Source organism: Stenotrophomonas sp. SMYL86, from assembly GCF_036320025.1.
GTDB classification, from domain to species: Bacteria; Pseudomonadota; Gammaproteobacteria; order Xanthomonadales; family Xanthomonadaceae; genus Stenotrophomonas; species Stenotrophomonas maltophilia_A.
Genome location: NZ_JAWIRU010000004.1, coordinates 220,163 through 237,213 on the forward strand (window position 1 = coordinate 220,163; position 17,051 = coordinate 237,213).

Annotated in this window: 14 protein-coding genes and 3 tRNA genes; 7 read left to right on the forward strand and 10 right to left on the reverse strand. The window is 66.2% G+C overall.

The window, feature by feature from the left end; all coding sequences use genetic code 11:
- Positions 1-81: 81 nt before the first annotated feature.
- Complete coding sequence (gene rnr / locus V3B64_RS07295) at positions 82-2,547, reverse strand: ribonuclease R (protein WP_049421611.1); 2,466 nt, start codon at positions 2,545-2,547, stop codon at positions 82-84.
- Between the two features lie 128 nt (positions 2,548-2,675).
- On the opposite strand from rnr, the gene V3B64_RS07300 reads away from it, so the two are divergent.
- Positions 2,676-2,760 (forward strand) — tRNA-Leu (locus V3B64_RS07300).
- Positions 2,761-2,814: 54 nt separating this feature from the next.
- On the opposite strand, the gene V3B64_RS07305 is transcribed toward V3B64_RS07300, so the two are convergent.
- The 3 genes from V3B64_RS07305 to V3B64_RS07315 form a co-directional block, all read right to left on the reverse strand.
- Positions 2,815-3,201 carry a cupin domain-containing protein gene (locus V3B64_RS07305; RefSeq protein ID WP_032127914.1) on the reverse strand — a complete coding sequence of 129 codons (387 nt, stop codon included), beginning with the start codon at positions 3,199-3,201 and terminating at the stop codon, positions 2,815-2,817.
- 75 nt (positions 3,202-3,276) lie between these two features.
- Complete coding sequence (locus V3B64_RS07310; protein WP_329913872.1) at positions 3,277-4,101, reverse strand: AraC family transcriptional regulator; 825 nt, start codon at positions 4,099-4,101, stop codon at positions 3,277-3,279.
- Positions 4,102-4,180: 79 nt separating this feature from the next.
- Positions 4,181-4,741 (reverse strand): XRE family transcriptional regulator, encoded by a 561-nt coding sequence (locus V3B64_RS07315; RefSeq protein ID WP_032127916.1) that lies wholly within the window; start codon positions 4,739-4,741, stop codon positions 4,181-4,183.
- 101 nt (positions 4,742-4,842) lie between these two features.
- Here V3B64_RS07315 and V3B64_RS07320 point away from each other — a divergent pair, with 101 nt between their 5' ends.
- Positions 4,843-5,754, forward strand: coding sequence for a DMT family transporter (locus tag V3B64_RS07320; protein WP_132809717.1), 912 nt, complete (start codon positions 4,843-4,845; stop codon positions 5,752-5,754).
- 38 nt (positions 5,755-5,792) lie between these two features.
- A tRNA-Leu gene (locus V3B64_RS07325) sits at positions 5,793-5,877 on the forward strand.
- A 78-nt stretch (positions 5,878-5,955) separates the two neighbouring features.
- Here V3B64_RS07325 and V3B64_RS07330 read toward each other — a convergent pair.
- Positions 5,956-6,702: a sulfite exporter TauE/SafE family protein gene (locus V3B64_RS07330; protein ID WP_329913873.1), complete on the reverse strand. Its 747-nt coding sequence runs from the start codon at positions 6,700-6,702 to the stop codon at positions 5,956-5,958.
- A 99-nt stretch (positions 6,703-6,801) separates the two neighbouring features.
- Between V3B64_RS07330 and V3B64_RS07335 the strand changes: the two genes are divergently transcribed.
- Positions 6,802-7,701 carry a LysR family transcriptional regulator gene (locus V3B64_RS07335; protein WP_121503834.1) on the forward strand — a complete coding sequence of 300 codons (900 nt, stop codon included), beginning with the start codon at positions 6,802-6,804 and terminating at the stop codon, positions 7,699-7,701.
- Positions 7,702-7,751: 50 nt separating this feature from the next.
- Positions 7,752-7,836, forward strand: a tRNA-Leu gene (locus tag V3B64_RS07340).
- Positions 7,837-8,010: 174 nt separating this feature from the next.
- Here the strand turns inward: V3B64_RS07340 and emrB are convergent.
- From emrB to emrR, 4 genes are read right to left on the reverse strand one after another with little or no spacing between them, the layout of a single operon-like run.
- The gene (emrB, locus tag V3B64_RS07345) at positions 8,011-9,597 is read right to left on the reverse strand and encodes a multidrug efflux MFS transporter permease subunit EmrB (protein WP_032127920.1); all 1,587 of its coding nucleotides are present in this window, start codon (positions 9,595-9,597) and stop codon (positions 8,011-8,013) included.
- A gap of 7 nt (positions 9,598-9,604) precedes the next feature.
- Positions 9,605-10,783 (reverse strand): multidrug efflux MFS transporter periplasmic adaptor subunit EmrA, encoded by a 1,179-nt coding sequence (gene emrA / locus V3B64_RS07350; RefSeq protein ID WP_049399501.1) that lies wholly within the window; start codon positions 10,781-10,783, stop codon positions 9,605-9,607.
- A gap of 11 nt (positions 10,784-10,794) precedes the next feature.
- The gene (gene emrC, locus V3B64_RS07355) at positions 10,795-12,288 is read right to left on the reverse strand and encodes a multidrug efflux transporter outer membrane subunit EmrC (RefSeq protein ID WP_329913874.1); all 1,494 of its coding nucleotides are present in this window, start codon (positions 12,286-12,288) and stop codon (positions 10,795-10,797) included.
- Positions 12,285-12,728: a multidrug efflux system transcriptional regulator EmrR gene (emrR, locus tag V3B64_RS07360; RefSeq protein WP_032127923.1), complete on the reverse strand. Its 444-nt coding sequence runs from the start codon at positions 12,726-12,728 to the stop codon at positions 12,285-12,287. The genes emrC and emrR overlap by 4 nt, the downstream gene beginning before the upstream one ends.
- Positions 12,729-12,900: 172 nt before the next feature.
- Here emrR and V3B64_RS07365 point away from each other — a divergent pair, with 172 nt between their 5' ends.
- Positions 12,901-13,782 carry a helix-turn-helix transcriptional regulator gene (locus tag V3B64_RS07365; RefSeq protein WP_049399506.1) on the forward strand — a complete coding sequence of 294 codons (882 nt, stop codon included), beginning with the start codon at positions 12,901-12,903 and terminating at the stop codon, positions 13,780-13,782.
- Positions 13,783-13,842: 60 nt separating this feature from the next.
- Positions 13,843-16,086 (forward strand): DNA topoisomerase IV subunit A, encoded by a 2,244-nt coding sequence (parC, locus tag V3B64_RS07370; RefSeq protein ID WP_121503835.1) that lies wholly within the window; start codon positions 13,843-13,845, stop codon positions 16,084-16,086.
- 367 nt (positions 16,087-16,453) lie between these two features.
- On the opposite strand, the gene bfr is transcribed toward parC, so the two are convergent.
- Positions 16,454-16,942, reverse strand: a complete 489-nt coding sequence (gene bfr, locus V3B64_RS07375) for a bacterioferritin (protein WP_004151115.1) — start codon at positions 16,940-16,942, stop codon at positions 16,454-16,456.
- Positions 16,943-17,051: the final 109 nt, after the last annotated feature.

Below are 17,051 nucleotides of genomic sequence, written 5' to 3' on the forward strand. Positions count from 1 at the left end.
GTTGGCCGGCCCGCGGGCCGCACCCCGGGGGGGCCCGGGGGGGCCTTGCCTGCCGGCCAGCGGCCGGCACTACCACGGTCATCAATATTTCTCTTTCTTCCGCTTGGCCGGCTTGCCACGCTCGGGCAGCGGCGGCAGGCCATCGCCCTCGTCTTCGCCCTTGTGCTCGACCAGGCGGAAGTCGATCTTGCGCTCTTCCATGCTGGCCTTCAGCACCAGGATGCGCACGCGATCACCCAGCCGGTAGCTGCTGCCACGGCGCTCGCCGGTCAGCGTCTTGCGGGTCGCGTCGAACTTGTAATAGTCCTGCGGCAGCTGGGTCACATGGACCAGGCCCTGCACCTTCGACTCGTCCAGCTCCACGAACAGGCCGAAGCTGGTCACGCCACTGATCACACCGTCGAACTGCCCGCCTACGTGCTTTTCCATCCACGCGGCGCGGTAGCGCTCGTCGACCTCGCGCTCGGCCTCATCGGCACGGCGCTCACGCTCGGAGCACTGCAGCGCCAGCGCAGCCATTTCGCGTGCGTTGTAGGTGAACTTGTCCAGCGGCTTGCCGGACAGCGCGTGCTTGATCGCGCGGTGCACCAGCAGGTCAGGGTAGCGACGGATCGGCGAGGTGAAGTGCGCGTACGCCTCCAGCGCCAGGCCGAAGTGACCGTGATTCTCCGGGCTGTAGATCGCCAGGCTCTGGCTGCGCAGCAGCACCGATTCCAGCAACGTGGCATCAGGACGGTCGCGGATCTTCTTCAGCAGCTTGGTGTAATCGCCCGGACGCACCTTGGACCACGGCGGCAGGCTCAGCTTGAACTCCTTGAGGAATTCCAGCAGGTCGGCGTACTTGGTTTCCGGCGGCTTCTCGTGGATTCGGTACGGGGCCGGCACATGGCGCGACAGCAGGTACCTGGCCGCCTCGACGTTGGCCGCGATCATGCATTCCTCGATCAGCTTGTGCGCGTCATTGCGCACCAGCATGCCGGCCTGGGTGACTTCACCGCGGTTGTCCAGCACGAAGCGCACTTCGCTGCTTTCGAACTCGATGGCGCCGCGCTTGGCACGTGCCTTGGACAGCACCTTGTACAGCTGATGCAGGCGCTGCACCTGCGGCAGCAGGTCGCCCATCCAGGCCTTGGTATCGGCATCGTCCTCGCCCACCGCCTTCCACACCTGGGTGTAGGTCAGGCGCGCGTGCGAGTTCATCACCGCTTCGTAGAAGCGCGAATGCGTGACCAGGCCGTCGCGGTCGATCTGCATGTCGCAGACAAAGCACATGCGGTCGACCTTCGGCATCAGCGAACAGATGCCGTTGGACAGCGTCTCCGGCAGCATCGGCACCACGAAGCCCGGGAAGTACACCGAGGTGGCGCGCTTCTGCGCCTCCTCATCCAGCGGCGTGCCGGGGCGCACGTAGTTCGAGACATCGGCGATCGCCACCACCAGGCGGAAACCCTCGGCATTCGGCTCGCAGTAGACCGCGTCGTCGAAGTCCTTGGCATCCTCGCCATCGATGGTGACCAGCGGCGTGCTGCGCAGGTCGACGCGGTCGCCGATCATCGCCGGTTCGACCACCAGCGGTACCGAGGCGGCTTCGTCCAACACTTCCTGCGGGAACTCGAACGGCAGCTCATGACCGTGGATGGCGGTTTCCACCACCAGCGAGGCGGTCAGCTTGTCGCCGAGCACGGCGATGATGCGGCCGATCGGCGGGCGGCGGCTGTCCGGCGCCTGGGTCAGTTCACAGACCACCAGCTGGCCATCGCGCGCACCACCGGTCTGGTCCGGCGGCACCTGCACGTTGCGCTGCACGCGCTTGTCGTCGGGCACCACGTAGTTGATGCCCATCTCGATGCTGAAGCGGCCGATCAGGCGGGTCATGCCGCGCTCGAGCACGCGGGCGATGCTGCCTTCGCGACGGCCACGATGGTCGATGCCGGTCACACGGGCCAGCACCTTGTCGCCGTGCATGACCTTGCGCATTTCATACGGCGGCAGGAACAGGTCGTCACCGCCCTCGACCGGGCGCAGGAAACCGAACCCTTCCGGGTTGGCGATCACCACGCCAGTGACCAGGTTCAGGGTCTGGATCGGGGCGAAACCGCCGCGACGGTTCTGCACCAGCTGGCCGTCGCGGACCATGGCACCGAGCCGGCGCGACAGCGCCTCGGCCCGGTCCGGCGCGGTCAGGCCCAGGCGCGCGCCCAGTTCTTCGGCGGTCTGCGGCCCTTCGCAGCGCTCCAGCAGGGCCAGGATGGCCTCGCGGCTGGCGATGGGCTGTTCGTACTTCTCGGCTTCGCGGGCGGCATAGGGATCGTCGATCACCTTGCCGGTCGGCGGCAGCTTGCGGCCCGGGGCCGGGCCCGGAGCGGCGGCATCGGCGCTGCGGACCTTGCGACCACGCGGTGGTGCGCCGCCTTCATTCAATTCGGGGAACCAGCCCGGCAACGGCTTGCCCGGCTTGGTGGTGCGGGCCGTGCCCGCCTTGGCGCCCTTCTTCGGGGCCTGGCTGCGGGAGGTGCTCCCGCCCTTGCTTGGTTTTTTGGTAGTCATCGCCCTACATGGTAGCCGCTGACGGCGTGCAGAACGGGTCAGCGGCTGTCTTGAAGGCCTTGCATGAAAAATATTCAGGAAGTCGTTGACAGCCTGCGGATTCATCTTCACAATTGCGCCTCTGGAACGCCCAGGTGGCGGAATTGGTAGACGCACTAGTTTCAGGTACTAGCGGGTAAAACCGTGGAGGTTCGAGTCCTCTCCTGGGCACCACTGATAAAGAACCCCTGAGCGATCAGGGGTTTTTTGTTGTCCGGCGCCTCCGCCTCATATCCAGACATCGTTCTGCGCAGTGCGCTCGCCGCGCGAATCGCCCGTATTGAGCACGCCTCGCGGCTCGACCAGCATCAACCACACTTCGTGATCGGCACAGGTTCTGTGCTCCACCCCTTTAGGCACGACGTACAGTTCGCCTCGTCGCAGCAGGATGTGCCCGTCGCGGAATTCGATGCGCAGCTCTCCCTCAACCACCAGGAACGCCTCATCAGTGTCGGCGTGCACGTGCCATACGAATACGCCCTCGATGCGTACGATCTTGAACTGGTAGTCATTCATCTCGGCGATGACCTTGGGTGCCCACTGTTCGGTAAACAGCGCAAATTTCCGGGCAAGCGAGACCGGCTGGGGCAGAGGAGAGGGATCAAGGTGTGACATGCGGATGCTCTTGGCGACATGGAAGAGGAAGCATGGAAAACTCCGCCGTGGGGTTCTTGTACGATCGTGCAACGATCAACGGCGCCGGCCGCGCATGCCCATCCGCTTGAGCCACAGCGCAGGCGTGACCCCGTAGGCAAGCAGGAACTGCCGCGCCATGTGGCTCTGATCGAAGAAGCCCGTATCGAGTGCAGCCGAGGCGATTGATTGCCCGGCCAGCAGGGCCCTGCGCACCCTGTCGAGCCGCCGAAGTGTCAGGAACCGATAGGGGCTGGTACCCAGCAGCGCGCGAAAATCACGACTCAGCTGCCAGCGATCCATGTCGCTGACCTGCTCCAGCGCATCCAAGGTCACCTGCTGTCCGAGCCTGTCCATCAGGTAAGCGCGGGCCCGCTCCACCCCGGCCGCATCGGGCCTGCGCATGGCACGCGGGCGCCCGGCCACCGCGACAAGGCTGTGCGATAGATCATAGAGCGCGTCAGCCTCTTCCATGGGATCCAGGCAGGCCTGTAGGTGCGCCAGTAGAGGCAGAATCGCGGCCCTCAGGCGAGGGGCGCTGGATACCCCCCCCTGCACGAAGGGAAGCGGCGCACCGCCAAGCACCTGCTGCACCTGCCAAGGTGAGACATAGGCCATCCTGTAGCGGAATCCGGCGGCCGTGCCCGCCTCACCATCGTGCAGTTCATCAGGATGCAGCACGAGCACCGATCCAGGCACGCCGTGCCGCCGTGAGCGCTGATACTGGAAACTCTGCACCCCAGCCAGCGTGAATCCGATGGCATAAGTGTCATGTCGATGAGGCGCGTAACCGTGGCCTTCGAAGAACGCCTCGATGCGCTCAATGCCACCGTCACCCTCCCCGCGCTTGACCCAGTCACCTGGCGAAGCCTTCTCAGTCATTTCCACGCTCCATCAGGCACCACCACTCCAGCATGGATGTCGGCAGGGATTCTCTTACCAGCGTTCCGGTCGTCCGGGTTCAGCGATGCTCGATCAACATCACCGCGGTGACCGGTTCCGACATCGCCTCCAGCACATGCGCGACATCGGCCGCATAGCTGATGTAGTCGCCCGCCCCCAGTTCGACGCACTGCCCCACTGGCCCCAAGCGCGCGCGGCCACTGCATAGCACCACGTGCTCCACCGTTCCCGGCGGATGCGGTGCGGATTCACGGATGGATGCAGGCTCGACCACGACCCGATAGATATCGCGGCGCGCCCCCGCGGGGCACGCGGCCAGCAGATGCACGACGTAATCAGCCTGCTCGGAGGCCAAACGAGCGCCCTCTCCAGCACGTATCACCTGCACCGGCTGCTGCGGCGGAGCGATCAGCTGCGATACCTGAACCTCCAGCGCCGAGGCCAGCGCCCACAGCGTTTCAAGGCTGGGATTGCCAATACCAGCCTCCAGCTGGGAAAGCGTGGACTTGGCAACGCCAGCGCGCTTGGCCAGCTCAGAAACAGACACCCCCAAATGCTCGCGCTCCCGCCTGAGGGCACGGGCGAGGACATCAATGGGCGCGAACGTGGATGAAGACATGAATACTCCATATCGAACGAATGTTCGGCTTGACGAACACTAGTGGTCACTTCTATCTTAGCGGCCAATCGTTCGACATATCGAACACCGCTGGAGGTGGCATGCAGTCCATCCGCGTTGGCGCGTTGCAGATGGCGGCAGCGATGGTGATATCCGGCAGCGTGGGTTGGTTCGTGGTGGAAACCGGACTGCCCGCGCCGACCGTGGTGTTCTGGCGCTGCCTGCTGGGCGGACTGGCCATGCTGCTGGCCTGCGTCGCACTGCGCCTGCCGTTAGGGGATGCGCGCAAGCGGCGCTGCCTACCCTGGATTCTCGCTGGCGGTGCAGCCCTGACCCTCAACTGGATCTGCCTGTTCTCCGCCTACCCGTATGCGTCGATCGGCGTGGTGACCGTCACCTATCACACCCAACCGTTCCTGCTGGTGGCCCTTGGCGTGCTGGCCTTCGGCGAACGCCCACGCCCCGCTCAGTGGGGCTGGCTGCTGCTGGCCTTCGGCGGCGTGGTGATGATCGTTGTTGCCACCCCCTCAGGCACCACCCCTTCGGCCAACTACTTCACTGGCATTCTGCTGGCGCTGGCGGCCGCCCTCCTCTACGCCATTGCCGCAGCCATCGGCAAACGACTGGTGGACGTGCCCACGCCCGTGGTCGTAACGGTGCAGCTCCTGATGGGCAGCCTGTTGCTGCTGCCCTTCGCGCGCTGGCCGGGCGACGCTCCGTCGCATGGATGGGCACTGCTGCTGACGCTGGGCTTCGTGCATACTGGCATGATGTCGACGCTGTTGTACTCAGCCCTGAAGAAACTACCGACCCTGCTGGTTGGCGTCCTGTCCTTCCTCTACCCGGTCATCGCCATTGCCATCGATGCGGCGGCATTCGGCCATGTGCTGGGGCCGGCCCAATGGATGGGCAGCGCGGCGATCCTCGGCGCCGTCGCCGGCATGAACCTGCTGCGGGCGGGCGGAATGCAGGGCGGCACAGCGAGTGACGCCGAACACGACCAAAAGTGTTGACACCCCCGTAACAACACCCCATAATCTCGCTCCTCGACGCCCAGGTGGCGGAATTGGTAGACGCACTAGTTTCAGGTACTAGCGGGTAAAACCGTGGAGGTTCGAGTCCTCTCCTGGGCACCACGTCGAGAATGAGAAAAACCCGCGAAAGCGGGTTTTTTCATACCCGTGATTCGGCATCGCCGCGACCGGCGGCCGGCATCACAACAGCGGCCGCAGCACCAGCTCCAGCCCCAGCAGCAGCAGGAAACCCAGGAAACAGGCGCGGAACACCCGCGCACTGATGCGCTGCCGGATCACCTGCCCCAGCCACATGCCCAGCAATGCCGGCAGCACCGCCAGCGTACTCAGCCCCAGCTGCTGGATGCCGAATGCGCCGTGCAGCACCAGGCCAGTGGTCAGCGAAATCGTCGACACAGTGAACGCCAGCCCCAGCGCCTGCACCAGCTCCTCGCGCTGCAACCCCAGCGACTGCAGGTACGGCACCGCCGGCATCACGAACACGCCGGTGGCGCCGGTCACCACACCCGACAACGCCCCCACCAGCGGCCCCAGCCATCGCTCGCGCCGCTGCGGCACGCGGAACACCGGCGCGAGCAGCGCATACGCCGCGTAGACCACCAGCGCCACGCCCAGCGCAACGCGCGACCAGGTGCGATCGACCCGCACCAGCAGCGCTGCCGAGCCCAGCGTCACCACTACCACGGCCAGCATCATCGGCCACAGGCACCGCACGATGTGGCCCAGCGATGGCCCGGACAACAACTGCCATGCATTGGTGACGAAGGTCGGGATGAACAGCATCGACGCCGCCGCCACCGGCGACAGCGTGCTGCCCAGCAGGCCCATCGCCACCGTCGGCAAGCCCATGCCGGTCACGCCCTTGACCACACCGGCCAGCACGAACACCACCACCAGCAGCACGTAGAAGTACATCGATTCATTCATGCCTTCATTGGATCGGCCGGCCGTTCGGCGCACAATGCGGTCTTCCCGGCCTCGCCTTCGGCTGATCCGAAGGCTCAGGCGTTGCGATGAGGGCATCACATGCGGATGGATATCGCCGACCTGCGCCTGTTCCTGGCCATTGCCGAAGCGGGCAGCATCACGGCCGGTGCCGCGCAGGCAAACCTGGCACTGGGCTCAGCCAGTGAGCGCCTGCGCACGATCGAAGCCGATGCCGGTACCCCGCTGTTGAACCGGCACCCACGCGGCGTCAGCCTGACCGAAGCCGGTGCCGCGCTCGCCCACCATGCACGCTTGATCCTGCAGCAGCAGGCACAGCTGCGCGGTGAACTGCAGGCGTTCGCGCACGGTGCGCGCGGCACCCTGCATCTGTATGCCAACACCGCAGCGCTGACCAACTATCTGCCTTCGCGGCTCGCACCATGGCTGGCCGAACGCCCGCGCCTGCACGTGGAACTGCTGGAGCGCACCAGCCCTGAAGTCGTGCGTGCGATCAGTGCTGGCCAGGCCGAGGCCGGCATCATCAGCGATGCCGTCGACGCTGCCGGCCTGCAGCAGCATGTGGTCGCCGAAGATCCACTGGTGATGCTGCTGCCCGCAGACCACCGCTTCGCATCGCGGCGCAGCGTGGCCTTCACCGATGTTGCCGGCGAAACCTTCGTCGCACTGGCCGATGGCAATGCACTGCAGACCTACATCGAGGACCAGGCGCGCGACATCGGTCGGCGCCTGGACGTACGCATCCGCATGAAGACCTTCGAAGGCGTATGCATCATGGTCGGCCACGGCATTGGTGTCGGCATCGTGCCGCGGACCATCGCCCGCCAGCATCGGCGCAGCACGCATACCGTCGCCGTACCGCTCGCCGATGCATGGGCACAGCGCCGCCTGTGCGCCTGTTTTGCCGAGTGGGCGCAGTTGTCATCGGCGATGCGCAGCCTGCTGCTTCACCTGGGCGTACAGCCGCAGAAAAAGGTGTGAAATGTTGTTGACACATCCTCTGCCGTACCGCACAATTCATCTCCTGAGTCGCCCAGGTGGCGGAATTGGTAGACGCACTAGTTTCAGGTACTAGCGGGTAAAACCGTGGAGGTTCGAGTCCTCTCCTGGGCACCACGACTCAAGATGATCAAACCCGCGAAAGCGGGTTTTTTCGTTTCCGGGGTTTGCAGCGTCAACGCGATGGTGACGCCCATCCACGCATGGATGCACTCCGTCGACGCCTGAGTGCACAAACAAAAACCCCGCCTTGCGGCGGGGTCAAAATACAGCACGTGTTTCCAGGGAGTTTCAGTGTCCGCCACCGGCGGCCGCACCTGCGCCTGCGCCAAACGGCGGTTTGGCCAGCCACAGGAACGCGATGATCGCCAGGAAGATCCAGCCCAGCAGGAAGAAGATGTCGTTGAAGCCCATCTGCGATGCCTGGTGGTTGATCATGTTGTTCAGTACCGCTGCGCCATGTTGCAGGTCGCCCTGCCCCATCGCTGTCACCTGGTCCTGCATGCCCGGCTGATAGACCGAGATGTGCTCGGTCAGGTCGGCGTGGTGCACCTGGGTACGCCGCGCCCACAGCCACGTCGTCAGCGACGCCGCGAAGCTGCCGCCCAGCGTACGCAGGAAGGTGGCCAGGCCTGAGCCCGCCGCGATCTCGCGCCCATCCAGGTCCGACAGCAGGATCTGCAGCACCGGCATGAAGAACAGCGCGACGCCGATGCCCATGATCAGCTGCACGCCCGCCACATGGTTGTAGTCCACCTGCAGGTTGAAGTTCGAACGCAGGAAGCTGGTCATCGACAACACAATGAACGCAATCGTAGCCAGCATGCGCATGTCGAAGCGCGATGCATACTTGCCCACGAACGGGGTCATGATCACCGGCAGGATGCCGATCGGCGCTGTCGCCAGGCCCGCCCAGATCGCGGTGTAGCCCATGTCACGCTGCAACCACTGCGGAATCAGCAACGCCACGCTGAAGAACGCCGCGTAGGCCACCACCATCGCCAGCGTACCGGCGCGGAAGTTGCGATGCCGGAACAGCTTCAGGTCGACGATCGGATCCTTGTCGGTCAGCTCCCAGATCAGGAACACCGTCAGCGTGACCACGGCCACGCACGCCAGCACCACGATCTTCATCGACGAGAACCAGTCCTCGTCGTTGCCGAGGTCGAGCACCAGCTGCAGCGCACCGACACCGATCACCAGGGTGACCAGGCCGACGTAGTCCATCTTCGGCTTCTCGATGTGCTCCGGGCGCCCCTTCAGCTGGTTGCCCACCACCAGCGCAGCGAAGATGCCCAGCGGCACATTGATCAGGAAGATCCATTCCCAGCTGTAGTTGTCGGTGATCCAACCGCCGAGGATGGGCCCGCAGATCGGCGCCACCACCGTGATCATCGCCAGCAGCGCCAGCGCCTGCCCGCGTTTCTCCCGTGGATAGATCGAGACCAGCAACGACTGCGTGATCGGGTACATCGGGCCGGCCACGAAACCCTGCAGCGCACGCGACAGCACCAGCATGCCCATGCTCTGCGCCAGGCCGCACAGCAGCGAGGTGATGACGAAGGCCAGCGTGGCCCAGACGAACAGCTTGCGTTCGCCGAAGCGGCGGCTGAGCCAGCCGGTCAGCGGCAGCGCGATGGCCGTGCTGACCGCGAACGAGGTGATGACCCAGGTCGCCTGCTGCGAACTGGCGCCGAGGTTACCGGCGATGGTCGGCAGCGAGACGTTGGCGATGGTGGTGTCGAGCACCTGCATGAACGACGCCATCGCCAGGCCGACGGTGCACAGGGCGACGCTGGGCGGCAGGAACCCGGAGGCCGCACCCGGCGCCGCCGGGGCGCCCGGAGCACCGGGCGCGGCTGGAGCTTGTGCGGACATGGCGACCTCAGCCCACCTTCGCCTGCTGCGGCAGGTTGCCCTGGATGATCGTGTGGATCACCTCGTCGGCATCATGCAGCTGCTTGGCATACACGTCGGTGTCGAACACCGTGCCCTTGGCCGGGGTGCTCGGCAGCACTTCGCCCTTCTGGTCGCGCAGGCTCACTTCGGCCTTCATCGACAGGCCGATGCGCAGCGGGTGTTCGGCCAGCTGCTTGGCATCGATGGCGATGCGTACCGGCACGCGCTGAACGATCTTGATCCAGTTGCCGCTGGCATTCTGCGCCGGCAGCAGCGAGAACGCCGAGCCGGTGCCCAGGCCCAGGCTCTGGACGCGGCCCTTGTACTTCACGTCACCGGCGTACAGGTCCGACTTCAGCTCAACTTCCTGGCCCAGGCGCATGTGGCGCAGCTGGGTTTCCTTGAAGTTGGCCTCGACCCACATCTGCTCGGTCGGCACCACCGCCATCAGGGCATTGCCCGGCTGCACGCGCTGGCCAACCTGCACCGAACGACGGGCGACGTAACCGGTGACCGGCGCGACGATGCCGGCGCGGGCGTTGTTGAGGAAGGCCTGGCGCAGCTGCGCGGCGGCGGCCTGCACATCCGGCTGGGTGGCGATCACGGTGTCGTCGACCAGCGCGCGGTTGCGCTCGACAGTCTCGCGCGAACCGGCCACGGCGGCTTCGGCAGCGGCCAGCTCGTCACGGGCATGGGCCAGTTCTTCATTGGAAATGGCGCCGGTGGCGGCCAGATCCTTGCGGCGGGCGAAATCGTCGCGCACGCGCTTCAGGGTCACCTGGCGGGCGTTCAAATCCGCCTGTGCGCCTTCCACGCTGCGGTACAGGCCACGGGTCTGGCGCACGGTCTTGGCCAGGTTGGCTTCGGCCTGCTGCAGCGCCACCGACGTGTCGGACGGGTCCAGCTGCACCAGCAGCTGGCCGCGCTCCACGCGCATGCCGTCATCGGCGTTGATGGCGACCACGGTACCGGCCACCAGCGGGGTGATCTGCACCTGGTTGCCCTGCACGTAGGCGTCGTCGGTCTCTTCGAACCAACGGCCGAACATGAAGTACCACAACGCCAGTGCGGCAAGCAGCAGCACGACGATCACGAACAGGCCACGCAGCAGGTTGCCGCGGCGGTTGGGGGCGGCCGGGGCCGCAGTGTCTTGGGTCTGGCTCATGGCGGAAGTCTTCAGGAATGCGAGGAATCGGAATGGGAGGCGATCGGTGCGCGGTCGGCGTCAGAGGGCTGGAAACCACCGCCCAGCGCCTTGCTCAGGCGCACCGAGGTCTGCACCTGCTGCGACTGCAGGCCGGCCAGCTGCTGCTGCGACTGCAGCAGGGTGGACTGCGCGGACAGCACGTCCAGGTAGCTGCCGATGCCGGCGCGGTAGCGCTGCTGGGCCAGGTCGAAGGCCGAACGTGCGGTAGCCACCGCCTGCTGCTGCGAATGCGCCTGCTGTGCCAGCGAACGCACCGCGTTGACCTGGTCGGCCACGTCGCGCAGTGCATCGAGCACGGTCTGGTTGTAGTTGGCCACCGCCAGGTCGTACTGCGCATCGGTGTTGGCCAGGTTGGCGCGCAGCTTGCCGCCTTCGAAGATCGGCAGGCTCAGCGCCGGTCCGATGTAGGCGAAGGTCGAACTGCTTTTCAGCAGATCGCCCACGTTCGGTGCGACGACGCCAGCCAGTGCGGTCAGGTTGAAGCTCGGGTAGAACTTGGTCCTGGCGACCTTGATCTGCTTGTCGGCCGCTTCCACGCGCCAGCGCGCGGCAACGATGTCCGGGCGACGACCCAACAGTTCGCTGGGCAGCACGCCCGGCAGCTGCAGCGCCATCGGATTCAACCCCTGCGGGCGCTGGATCGACAGGCCACGGTCCGGACCCTTGCCGACCAGCGCGGCCAGCGCGGTGCGGGCCGCATCGATGCGCTGCTGCGCGGCCTGCACCTGCTGCTGCGCGGCGGGCACGCGCGCCTCGGCCTGGCGCACCTGCAGATCACTGTCGATGCCGGCGCTGCGGCGTTGGCGGGTCAGTTCCAGCGACTTCTGCGAGCGGCCCAGCTCTTCTTCGGCCACGTCATTGAGCTGCCATGCATACGCCAGGTCGGCATAGGCCTGGGTGATGCCGGTGGACAGGTTCAGGCGTGCAGCCTGGGCTTCGACAGTGGCGGCATGGGCGCCGTCCACGGCCGCTTCCCAGGCAGCGCGCTTGCCGCCCCACAGGTCCACGCCATAGCTGAAATCAAACGCGACCTGGCTGCTGCCAGCGTAATGGCCACCCATCTCGCTGCCGGCCATCGACTCGGGCAGGCGCAGACCGGTATAGCCACCGGACACCGACAGGCTCGGCAGGCGATCGGCACGCGCGGTACCGACCTGCGACTGCGCCTGGCGCAGGCGCGCATCGGCAGCGTCCAGGCTCGGGTGGCCAGCCAGGCCCTCGGCGACGAGCGCGTCCAGCTGCGCATCGCCCAGTGCCTTCCACCAGTCCTGCGCCGGGAAGCCGGTGGCGCTCAGGTCGGTGTCGGCCAGGGTGCGTTCGCTGTGCAGGCTGTCCACGTCGAGCACGTGGCCCTGCGGGTTGAGGCCACGACTGCTGGCGCAGGCAGCCAGGGCCAGGGCCAGCGCTGATACCAGCAGCGCGCGCCCGGACCGGCGGAGAGTGGATTGCGGGATCGGGTTCATGGGGTCGTCAGGGAATCGCGGATTCGGGTGAGGAGGGACAGCAGCTGCGTGCGCTCGTCGGCGGAAAGATCACGCAGGGCGTAATCCATCACCGCGTCGCCACGCAGCTTCAGCCGCGCCCACAGTGCGCGGCCTTCATCGGTCAGCACGATCTGCAGCGCACGCCGGTCCTGGGCATGCGGTTCGCGGCGGACGCAGCCCAACGACTCCAGCTTGTCCAGCAGGCGGGTCACCGCACTGGGCACCTGGTCGATGGCCTGGGCCAGCTCGTTGGCCGTGCACGGAGCCATGTTGGAAAGCACCTTCAACCCGATGTAATGGGTGAAGCCGATACCCAGGTCTTCTTCAGCCATGGATGCGTCGAGTTGACGGACCAGGCCGTCGCGCACCTGGCGCAGCAGCAGGCCGAAGCTGGGGGGAGTGGTTGCAGGACAGATCATGGGGGAGCATTCTCTTCCAAAAAAAATATTTCTCAATGGAAATATTCGATCTGGCATCGAATGCTGTGTTGCAGCAGCGGGCTGGATCAACGAAGGCGCCTACCTTAATGATCTGGTCAGGTGGCCCGGTAGTACAATTCAGCCAATGGATGACACATTTCAGCCAGCGGATATGATGAACAAGGCAGAAATCCCCCCTCCCAAGCGGTTGCTGCGCGACGACGCCCTGGATTGGTTCGAGCGCAATGACGGGCCACCGGTTGTCGCCTTCCGCTTCGACAGCCCCTTGGGCCTGGTCCGTGAAGTGGACTGGCACCACCATCAGCGCGCGCAGCTGATCTGCGTCGAACGCGGCCTGTTGACCACCCGCACCTCGCACGGAACGTGGTCACTGGCGCCGGGCTCGGCCGGCTGGATGCCGCCGCTGGAGCCGCATACGGTCACCCTCGACGGCCCGCTGCGTGGCTGGGGCATGGCGCTGGCCGCACCGGCCTGCGCCACCCTGCCCGCCGATCCCTGCGTACTGGGCCTGTCCAAGCTGGCGCAGGCGCTGGCCGACCGCATCTGCGAATGGCCGCTGGGCTACGACACCACGCCCGAGCGCCAGCACATCATCGAGGTGCTGCTGGACGAGATCCGTACCGCGCCGCGCCAGCGCATGCACCTGCCGATGCCGCATGACCGGCGCCTGCTGAAGATCGCCTCGCAGCTGCTGGCCGACCCGTCCGACGAGCGCAGCCTGGCCGAATGGGCGCACTGGGCCGGACTGTCGCCGCGCAGCCTGACCCGCCACTTCCGCGACGAGACCACGCTCAGCTTCGCCCAGTGGCGGCAGCAGGCCCGGCTGTCCGAAGCCCTGCGCCAGCTGACCGACGGCCGCAGCGTGGCCGATATCGCCCACGCGCTGGGCTTCAGCAGCGCCAGCGCCTTCGTCACCGTGTTCCGCCGCCACTTCGGGCTGCCACCGGGGCGCTACCTGGCACGGGCCGGACACGGCCTGGAAACCGGGCTGGACCCTGCGCGCGGCTTGGCATCCCCCGCCGCATCCGGATAATCACAGGATTGCGAGCGGCGACCGCCGTCGCCGCCTCCCGACAACAGGTAACAACGCCGCATGACCGAACTTGCCCGCCCCGTGTTCCACGGATTCGAACAACTGCCGCTGCGCGAGTACGCTGAACGCGCCTACCTCGACTACTCGATGTACGTGGTCCTGGACCGCGCCCTGCCGTTCATCGGCGACGGCCTGAAGCCGGTGCAGCGCCGCATCATCTATTCGATGAGCGAGCTGGGCCTGAATGCCGCGTCCAAGCCGAAGAAGTCCGCGCGCACCGTCGGTGACGTCATCGGTAAGTACCACCCGCATGGCGACAGCGCGTGCTACGAGGCGCTGGTGCTGATGGCACAGCCGTTCTCGTACCGCTACCCGCTGATCGAGGGCCAGGGCAACTTCGGCTCCAGCGACGACCCGAAGTCGTTCGCGGCGATGCGTTACACCGAATCCAAGCTGACCCCGATTGCCGAAGTGCTGCTGGGCGAACTGGGCCAGGGCACCACCGACTGGGCACCGAACTTCGACGGCACCCTGCAGGAACCGACCTGGATGCCGGCACGGCTGCCGCACCTGCTGCTGAACGGCACCACCGGCATCGCCGTGGGCATGGCCACCGACGTGCCGCCGCACAATCTCAACGAGATCGTCAGCGCACTGCTGCACCTGCTGGACAACCCCGATGCCAGCGTGCGCGACCTGTGCGAGCACGTGCAGGGCCCGGACTATCCGTCCAGCGCCGAGATCATCACCGCGGCCAACGATCTGCGGAACATCTACGAAACCGGCAACGGCAGCGTGCGCGCACGTGCGACCTTCACCAAGGAAGCACACAACATCGTGGTCACCGCGCTGCCGTTCCAGGTGTCGCCGTCGAAGGTGATCGAGCAGATCGCCGCGCAGATGCGCGCCAAGAAGCTGCCGTGGCTGGAAGACATCCGCGATGAGTCCGACCACGCCAACCCGGTGCGCGTGGTGCTGGTGCCGCGTTCCAACCGCGTCGACGCCGAGCAGCTGATGGGCCACCTGTTCGCGACCACGGACATGGAACGCAGCTACCGCGTCAACCTCAACGTGATCGGGCTGGACGGCCGTCCGCAGGTGAAGAACCTGAAGATGCTGCTCAGCGAATGGCTGACCTTCCGCAGCAACACCGTCACCCGCCGCCTGCAGCACCGCCTGCAGAAGGTCGAGCGCCGCCTGCACCTGCTGGAAGGCCTGCTGGTCGCGTTCCTCAACCTGGACGAGGTGATCCACATCATCCGTACCGAGGACGAACCGAAGGCGGCGCTGATCGCGCGCTTCGGCCTGTCCGACGACCAGGCCGAGTACATCCTGGAAACCAAGCTGAAGCAGCTGGCCCGCCTGGAGGAGATGAAGATCCGTGGCGAGCAGGACGAGCTGGCCAAGGAGCGCGAGAAGATCCTCGGCATCCTCGACAGCAAGGCCAAGCTGAAGAAGCTGATCCGCGACGAACTGACCGCCGATGCCAAGAAATTCGGCGACGCGCGCCGTTCGCCGCTGGTGCAGCGCCAGGCCGCGCAGGCCATCGACGAGACCGAGCTGGTGCCGAGCGAGCCGATGACCGTCGTGCTGTCGGAGAAGGGCTGGATCCGCGCCGCCAAGGGCCACGACGTCGATGCGTCCGCCCTGTCCTACCGTGATGGTGACGCCCTGCAGGGCGCGGTGCGTGCGCGCAGTACGCAGCAGGTCGCGTTCCTCGACAGCGAGGGCCGCGCCTACTCGACGCCGGTGCACACCCTGCCCTCCGCGCGTGGCAACGGTGAACCGCTGACCGGCCGCTTCTCGCCGGCTGCGGGCACCAGCTTCGTGACCCTGGCCAGCGCCGAGCCGGACACCCGCTTCGTGCTGGCCTCCACCCACGGCTACGGCTTCGTCACCCGCTTCGAGAACCTGATCGGCCGCAACAAGGCCGGCAAGGCGATGCTGAACCTGTCAGCCGGCTCGACCGTGCTGACCCCGTCGGTGGTGGCCAACGTCGCCACCGACCGCATCGTGGCGGTGACCAGTTCGGGCAACCTGCTGGCGATCGCCGCCAACGACCTGCCGGAACTGGACAAGGGCAAGGGCAACAAGATCATCGAGATCCCGAAGGCCAAGCTCGCCACCGAACGTGTGGTCGCCATCGTGGCGATCAGCCCGGGCCAGACCCTGCAGGTGCGCAGCGGGCAGCGCACGATGGGGCTGAAGTTCAACGAGCTCGACGCCTACCTCGGCGCCCGCGCCACCCGCGGCCACCTGCTGCCGCGCGGCTGGCAGAAGGTGGAAGGGCTGTCGGTGGAATAAAGGCTGGGGCATTGCTCCTGGTGGGTGTCAACCTTGGTTGACACGCCTTGCCGGAGACCAGACACGAAAAAGCCGGGGCATTCCCCGGCTTTTTCGTTGTCGGCTGGCGGGCGGTGGAGCGGCTGACTGGCGAAAGCTGGCTGGCGATGCTCCGGTGCTGGCGGGCGACAGAACGCTGTGCTTCTTCTGGTAGAGCCGAGGGGGGGGGGGGGGGGGTTTTTTGTGGCCTCCCCCCGCGGGGGGCGGGCGCCCCCACCGCGCGGCCCCGGCCCCCCTTCTCCTGCTGCTCTCCGCCCCCCCCGCTGGCGGGCGCGCTTTTCACCCCCCCCCCCCCCGCGCTCGGCTCTACCCAAAGCGGGGCGCCGGCTCAGTGCGCCGGGGCGCCGTTGCCGTCGATCTTGCTCAGCTGGTACAGCTCCAGGCCGATGCGCTTGATCAGGCCCAGCTGCTGCTCCAGCCACCAGGCGTGGTCTTCCTCGGTGTCCTTCAGCTGCGCCAGCAGCATGTCGCGGCTCACGTAGTCACCCTTCTCTTCGCACAGCTTCATGCCGGCGGCGAGATTGTTCCGAACCGCGTATTCAGTGTCGAGATCCTTCTGCAGCATCTCTTCCACGGTCTTGCCCGGCTCGGTGGCATGCGGGCGCATGTCCGGGTCGCCGCCGAGGAACAGGATCCGGCGCAGCAGCGCGTCGGCGTGCTGGGTTTCCTCTTCCATCTCGTGGTTCAGGCGTTCGTACAGCGCGAACAGGCCCTGGTCCTCATAGCGGCGGGAATGGATGAAGTACTGGTCGCGAGCAGCGAGTTCGCCGCGCAGCAGTTCCTTCAGGCAGGCGATGACGTCCGGGTTGCCTTTCATGGGGGGCTCCTGTGAATCGATGTGGCATAGGGTGCCGCATTTCAAAATACGGTGATCTAATCGGAATCAGTCGCAGTTGCGCCTGCGGCTACAATCGGCCCACGAGTTC

Coding starts and splice junctions, on each gene's coding strand:
- rnr (WP_049421611.1), bottom strand. CDS start 2,547: ATGACTACCAAAAAACCAAGCAAGGGCGGGAGCACCTCCCGCAGCCAG.
- V3B64_RS07305 (WP_032127914.1), bottom strand. CDS start 3,201: ATGTCACACCTTGATCCCTCTCCTCTGCCCCAGCCGGTCTCGCTTGCC.
- V3B64_RS07310 (WP_329913872.1), bottom strand. CDS start 4,101: ATGACTGAGAAGGCTTCGCCAGGTGACTGGGTCAAGCGCGGGGAGGGT.
- V3B64_RS07315 (WP_032127916.1), bottom strand. CDS start 4,741: ATGTCTTCATCCACGTTCGCGCCCATTGATGTCCTCGCCCGTGCCCTC.
- V3B64_RS07320 (WP_132809717.1), top strand. CDS start 4,843: ATGCAGTCCATCCGCGTTGGCGCGTTGCAGATGGCGGCAGCGATGGTG.
- V3B64_RS07330 (WP_329913873.1), bottom strand. CDS start 6,702: ATGAATGAATCGATGTACTTCTACGTGCTGCTGGTGGTGGTGTTCGTG.
- V3B64_RS07335 (WP_121503834.1), top strand. CDS start 6,802: ATGCGGATGGATATCGCCGACCTGCGCCTGTTCCTGGCCATTGCCGAA.
- emrB (WP_032127920.1), bottom strand. CDS start 9,597: ATGTCCGCACAAGCTCCAGCCGCGCCCGGTGCTCCGGGCGCCCCGGCG.
- emrA (WP_049399501.1), bottom strand. CDS start 10,783: ATGAGCCAGACCCAAGACACTGCGGCCCCGGCCGCCCCCAACCGCCGC.
- emrC (WP_329913874.1), bottom strand. CDS start 12,288: ATGAACCCGATCCCGCAATCCACTCTCCGCCGGTCCGGGCGCGCGCTG.
- emrR (WP_032127923.1), bottom strand. CDS start 12,728: ATGATCTGTCCTGCAACCACTCCCCCCAGCTTCGGCCTGCTGCTGCGC.
- V3B64_RS07365 (WP_049399506.1), top strand. CDS start 12,901: ATGATGAACAAGGCAGAAATCCCCCCTCCCAAGCGGTTGCTGCGCGAC.
- parC (WP_121503835.1), top strand. CDS start 13,843: ATGACCGAACTTGCCCGCCCCGTGTTCCACGGATTCGAACAACTGCCG.
- bfr (WP_004151115.1), bottom strand. CDS start 16,942: ATGAAAGGCAACCCGGACGTCATCGCCTGCCTGAAGGAACTGCTGCGC.